General features: G+C 71.9%; 4 protein-coding genes. 2 read left to right on the forward strand and 2 right to left on the reverse strand.

The features are described from left to right. The first annotated feature begins 486 nt into the window (after nt 1–486). A complete protein-coding gene (locus AB0P06_RS36500; protein WP_363615255.1) occupies nt 487–2,703 on the forward strand; it encodes a bifunctional glycosyltransferase family 2 protein/CDP-glycerol:glycerophosphate glycerophosphotransferase in 2,217 nt (738 codons plus the stop codon). A gap of 100 nt (nt 2,704–2,803) precedes the next feature. Here AB0P06_RS36500 and AB0P06_RS36505 read toward each other — a convergent pair whose 3' ends face one another. Then, complete coding sequence (locus AB0P06_RS36505) at nt 2,804–3,016, reverse strand: EF-hand domain-containing protein (protein ID WP_363615257.1); 213 nt, start codon at nt 3,014–3,016, stop codon at nt 2,804–2,806. Between the two features lie 210 nt (nt 3,017–3,226). On the opposite strand from AB0P06_RS36505, the gene AB0P06_RS36510 reads away from it, so the two are divergent. Then, nucleotides 3,227–3,895, forward strand: a complete 669-nt coding sequence (locus AB0P06_RS36510; protein WP_363615259.1) for a lysophospholipid acyltransferase family protein — start codon at nt 3,227–3,229, stop codon at nt 3,893–3,895. Between the two features lie 51 nt (nt 3,896–3,946). Here AB0P06_RS36510 and AB0P06_RS36515 read toward each other — a convergent pair whose 3' ends face one another. Then, nucleotides 3,947–5,764, reverse strand: coding sequence for an ABC transporter ATP-binding protein (locus tag AB0P06_RS36515; protein WP_363615261.1), 1,818 nt, complete (start codon nt 5,762–5,764; stop codon nt 3,947–3,949). Nucleotides 5,765–6,023: the final 259 nt, after the last annotated feature.

Raw genomic sequence — 6,023 nt, forward strand, 5'->3', positions numbered from 1 at the left:
CGCCGGGGCCCCCGGGGCCCCGGGGGCTGCGCCCGGCCGGGAGGCACGCGCCGGGCGCACGGGGGCACCGCCAGGAGCCGGGTGACCGGAGAGGCGGCGAGAGAAGGTGACGCCTCTCCACGCAGGCCACCCCGGGAAAATCACTTCAGGAAGTGAACACATACGAGGGATTGACTCCAACGGACCCTCCAAGCAATATCTCTATCGACGCCCCTTTAGGGGAGAGTGTCCAGTCATGTGTTCGACTGATGAAGATTTCCGGCTCCTCCGAGCCACTGCCAGGCCGCCTCGACGCTGCGGCGGCCAGGCTCGGGAGGTGTCCGGACCGGCGGCTCGGCCGTAGAGGGTCGGCCGGGCCACCACCAGACTGCCGGTGCCGTCCCGCACAGGGTCCGGCACCGGCGGTTCCGGCCTCCGCCCCGTACCGGCCGGGCGGTCGCACCCGGGCGGCTCCGCCGCTGGTCCGGCTCGGTAGACTCGGCCAGCGTGCCAGTCCTCCTCAGCATCGTGCTCCCGGTCCACGGAGTGGAGCGCTTCCTGCCCCGCTGCCTCGACTCGATCCTCGAACCAGGCCCGGCCGAGAGGTCCGGCGCGGCCGGCGGGCCCCGCTTCGAAGTGATCGCGGTCGACGACCTCTCCCCCGACCGCTGCGGCGCGATCCTGGACGAGTACGCGGCCCGCGACCCCCGGCTGCGCGTCCTGCACCTCACCGAGAACCAGGGCCTCGGCGGCGCCCGTACCGCCGCCCTCCCCGAGGTGCGCGGCGAGTACGTCTGGTTCGTCGACAGCGACGACTGGCTCCCCGAGGGCACCGTCGGGGCGGTCCTCGACGAACTGGAGCAGGAGCACCGGCGCGAGACCCCGGCCGACGTCCTGCTCACCGGCTTCACCCACGTCTACCCCGACGGCGGCACCGAGCCCAACCCCTGGCGGCACGTGCTGGCCGGCTCCCCGCTGGTCGAGGGCTGCACGCTGGCCGAGCACCCGGCGCTGTTCCGGACCGTGATGTCGGTCTGGAACAAGGTGTTCCGCCGCGAGTTCCTGACCGGCCTCGGCGTCTCCTTCGGGCGCGGGTTCTACGAGGACATCTCGGTCACCTACCCGGCGCTGCTGGCCGCCGAACGGCTGCGCTACCTCGACCGCCCCTGCTACTTCTACCGGCGCGGCCGGGCCGGCGCGATCACCAGCACCGCCTCCCCCAAGCACGCCGACGCCTTCGCCCAGTACGACGCGATCTTCGGCTTCCTCGACCGTCCGGACCGCCCGGGCCGGCCCGTCCCCGACACCCTGCGCACCCTGGTCTTCGAGCGGACCGTCCAGCAGGCGCTGACCGTCTACGACACCCCGGGGCTGGTCCCGCCCGAGCTGCGCAAGGACTTCTTCCGCCGGATCTCCGAGCACTTCGGCCGCCACCGGCCGGCCGGCTACCGCTTCCCCGGCGGCCTGCGCGGCGTGCAGTACCGGCTGGCGGCGCGCGGATCGCGGATCGCGTACGCGGAGCTGCGCCGTACCGGCCGGCTGCCGCGCGAACTCAAGCGCGGGGCACGGGCGGTGGCCCCGGCGGTGAAGCGCGGGGTGCGCAGCAGCGCCCGTTTCACCGCGTACAACGCGTTCCGCCGGCTGCCGCTGGACGAGCACCTGGCGGTCTACGCGGCCTACTGGCACCGGGGTTACGCGTGCAGCCCGGCCGCGATCTACGAGAAGGCGAAGGAACTGGTGCCCGGCGTCCGGGGTGTCTGGGTGGTGGAGAACCGCGCCCAGGCGGCCACCCTGCCGGCCGGGGTGCCGTACGTGATCGTCAACACGCCCGCCTATCTGAAGGCGATGGCGACCGCCAAGTACTTCGTCAACAACGTCAACTTCCCGCGCACGATGGTCAAGCGGCCGGGCACGGTGCATGTGCAGACCCAGCACGGCACGCCGCTGAAGGCGATGGGCATGGACCTCAGGGACCACCCGGCCGCCGCGGACGGGATGGACTTCGACCGGCTGCAGGAGGCGGTCGACCGCTGGGACTTCCTGGTCTCCTCGAACCCGCACACCAGCGAGCACTTCGCCCGGGCCTTCCCCGGCCGCTACGAGATGCTGGACACCGGTTACCCGCGCAACGACCGGCTGGCGAACACCACGCCGGCCGAGGTGGCCGCGATGCGCGAACGGTTCGGGCTGGCCCCGGACCGGACGGCGGTGCTGTACGCGCCGACCCACCGTGAGGGCCGCGGCGGGTACGTACCGCTGCTGGACGTGCGCGAGCTGGCCAGGCGGCTCGGGCCCGGCTTCACCCTGCTGGTGCGGACCCACTACTTCCACACCGGCGGCCCGGGCGACCTGGCGGCGGGCGAGGGCGCGGCGGAGATCGTGGACGTCTCGGCGCACCCGACCGTGGAGGACCTGTACCTGGCGGCGGACGTCCTGGTCACGGACTACTCGTCGATGATGTTCGACTACGCCGTGCTGGACCGGCCGATCGTGATCTTCGCGCCGGACTGGGACGAGTACCGGCGGGTGCGCGGGGTCTACTTCGACCTGTTCGCGGAGCCGCCCGGCGCGGTGACGGTGGACGCCGACGGGCTGGCGGCGGCGCTGCTGGCGGGCGACCCGGAGCCGGCCGCGCGGGCGAGGTTCCGGGAGCGGTTCTGCCCGTGGGACGACGGCGGGGCGGCGGAGCGGGTGGTCCGCCGGGTGTTCCCGACCGAGAGCTGAGGCCGGCAGCCCAGGGGGCGGCAGCCGGGGCTGAGACCGGAGGGCCGGGAACACGGCTGCGGGGCCCGCGCCCGGCGGGCCCCGCAGGCTGCGACCGGACTCAGCCCTGACGCGCGGCCAGGAACTCGTCGAAGGTCAGCTCGCCGTCGTGGTTGGTGTCCATCTGCTTGATGACGGCCTCGGCCACCGAGATCGACGTGGTCAGGTCGCCGAGCTCGCGCGCGACCCTGGCGTACTCGGCGGCGGTGATCCGGCCGTCGCCGTTCACGTCGTACTTGTCGAAGGCCGCGCGGATCGTGTCGACGTCTGCCATGAGTTGCCCCTCCTATGAACTGCTGATGTGCGTTTCCGACGGCCGTACCCTACCCGGCCGTGGCGAGCGCCACGGCCGGCGGGAGTGGACGGGCTCGGGGGTGGGTGTCGTAGTCTGCGGTTCTGATCTCGGCCCGGCCGGGAACCGATCACCGATTGTCGTATGTTCAGGCCCGGGCGCCTCCCGGGCATGCTCGTCCAGGGAGGGACCATGCTCAATCTCGTCACCAAGCTGGTGCTGAAACCGCTCTCCCGGGGGATCTGGCGGCCGAACATCGAAGGTCTGGAGAACGTACCGCGCAAGGGCGGCGTGATCCTGGCCAGCAATCACCTCTCCTTCATCGACAGCGTGGTGATCCCGCTGACCGCGCCGCGCCGGGTGCACTTCCTGGCCAAGGCCGAGTACTTCACCGGCACCGGGCTGAAGGGCGCGCTGTCCAAGGGCTTCTTCGAGTCGATCGGCGCGGTGCCGGTCGAGCGCGGCACCTACCGTTCCGCCCAGGCCTCGCTGGAGTCGGCGCTGGAGATCCTGGAGGACGGCAAGGCGTTCGGCATCTACCCCGAGGGCACCCGCTCGCTCGACGGCCGGCTGTACCGGGGCAAGACCGGCGTGGCCTGGCTGGCCCTCACCGCCGGTGTCCCGGTGGTGCCGGTGGCGCTGGAGGGCCCGGAGCAGATCCTGCCGATCGGCAAGCGCGTGCCGCGCGTCCGCAAGGTGACGGTCCGCTTCGGCGAACCGCTGCACTTCGACGAACTGCACGGGCAGGCCCGCTCGCTGAAGGCCCGGCGGCAGGTCACCGACGAGGTGATGCGGGCGATCCAGCAGCTCTCCGGCCAGGAGGTCGTGGAGAGCTACAACGAGGTCCCCAAGGCCGCCTGACCCCCGGGCGGTACCCGGCCCTGCGGTACGCGCGGCCGGAACGCGCGCCCGTCAGGCCCGGTCCAGCACGGCCGTCGGCGCCTCGCGCCGCAGCAGCGCCGCGTACCGGCCGTCCGCCTCGACCAGTTCGTCATGGCTGCCCAGCTCGGCGATCTCACCCCGGTCCAGGACGACGATCTGGTCGGCCGCCCGGACGGTGGAGAGCCGGTGGGCGATGGTGATGGTGGTCCGGCCCGCCGCCAGGGTGTCGATGGCCTGCTGGACGGCACGTTCGGTGCGGTTGTCCAGCGCGCTGGTGGCCTCGTCCAGGATCAGCACCGGCGGGTTGCGCAGGATGGTCCGGGCGAGGGCGAGGCGCTGCTTCTCCCCGCCCGAGAAGCGGTAGCCGCGCTCGCCGACCAGGGTGTCGTAGCCGTTCGGCAGTCCGGCGACGGTCGTGTGGATCTGCGCGGCCTCGGCGGCGGCGACCAGTTCGGCGTCGGTGGCGTCCGGCTTGGCGAAGCGCAGGTTGTCGGCGACCGAGGCATGGAAGAGGTAGGTCTCCTGGGAGACCACGCCGACCGCCCGGGACAGCGTCTCGAAGGACAGCTCGCGCACGTCCACGCCGTCGACGGTGACCCGGCCGCCGGTCACGTCGTACAGCCGGGGGACGAGGTAGCTGAGCGTGGTCTTGCCGGAGCCGGTCTCGCCGACCACGGCGAGTGAGCCGCCGGCCGGGACCTTGAGCTCGACGCCGGACAGGGTGGGCCGTTCCTGCTCCGGGTCGTAGCGGAACTCCACCCCCTCGAAGCGGACCTCGCCCCGGATCTTCTCCAGGCCGACCGGCCGCTCGGGCTCGGCGATCTCCACCGGCAGGTCGAGGTACTCGAAGATCCGGTGGAACAGCGCCAGCGAGGTCTGCACCTCCACACCGGTCGAGAGCAGGCTGACGGTCGGCCGGAAGAGGCCCTGCTGGAGCGAGACGAAGGCGACCAGGGTGCCGACCGAGACGATCGGCGAACCGCCGGCCGCGGCCAGGCCGGCCGCCCAGTAGATCACCGCGGGCATCGCGGCCATCACGATCTGGATGGTGTTCATCCGCCAGCGCCCGGCCATGCTGGCGCGCACCTCCAGCTCGGCCAGCTGGTCGGACTGCTCGGTGAACTCCCGGGAGAGCGAGTGGGAGCGGCCCATGGTGCGGCCGAGCAGGATGCCGCTGACCGAGAGCGACTCCTGCACCGCCGAGCTCATCGCGGCGAGCTGCTTCTGCCGCTCGGTGGTGATCTTCTTGCGCTCGTTGCCCACCCGGCGGCTGATCCACACGAAGAGCGGCAGGAGCAGCAGGGAGACCACGGTCAGCCGCCAGTCCAGCGCCACCATGGCGACCACCGAGGCGATCACGCTGGTGAAGTTGGAGACCAGCGAGGTGGCGGTGGAGGTCACCGTGGACTGCATGCCGCCGATGTCGTTGGCGATCCTGGACTGCACCTCACCGGTGCGGGTCCGGGTGAAGAACGCCAGCGACATCCGCTGGAGGTGGCTGTAGACCGCGGTGCGCAGGTCGTGCATGACGCGCTGGCCGACGGTGGTGGAGATCAGCGTCTGCAGCACGTTGAAGACGCTGTTCACCACGGCGGTGGCGATCATCCCGAGCACGAGCAGGCTGAGCAGCCCGGTGCGGCCCTCGGGGATGGCCGTGTCGAGGACGGCCTTCAGCAGGAACGGCGACACCACCGAGACCACCGCGGAGGCCGCCACCAGCAGGCCGACCACGGCGAGCCGGCCGCGGTACGGGCGGAAGAGCGCGAGGATCCGGCGCCACTGGGACGGCGGGCGGGGCTCGCCCTCGGCGCGCTCGGGTGGGGTCCATCGGATGCCTTCGGGCCTCAAGGGCGGACCTCCCGGGGTCGGACGCGCGGGCGCGCGGCGGGCATGGCGGTCGGGCGGCCACCAGCACAGCGAGAATAGCTCATAGTTAGCAAAGCTAATAATGAGGCTCACTCTATTCCCGCGCTCCCCGACCGCCGCCCGACCGGCCCCCGGCCGTCGGGCAAGCCCTAGGGCGCGTATTCGGTCGTGATCAATCTGTGTGATTCACCTTCGCGGCGGGTCCTGATCCGGTAGACCGTGGTGTGTGACGCGAGCGCAA

It is taken from the genome of Kitasatospora sp. NPDC088351, assembly GCF_040685575.1.
Classification (GTDB): domain Bacteria; phylum Actinomycetota; class Actinomycetes; order Streptomycetales; family Streptomycetaceae; genus Kitasatospora.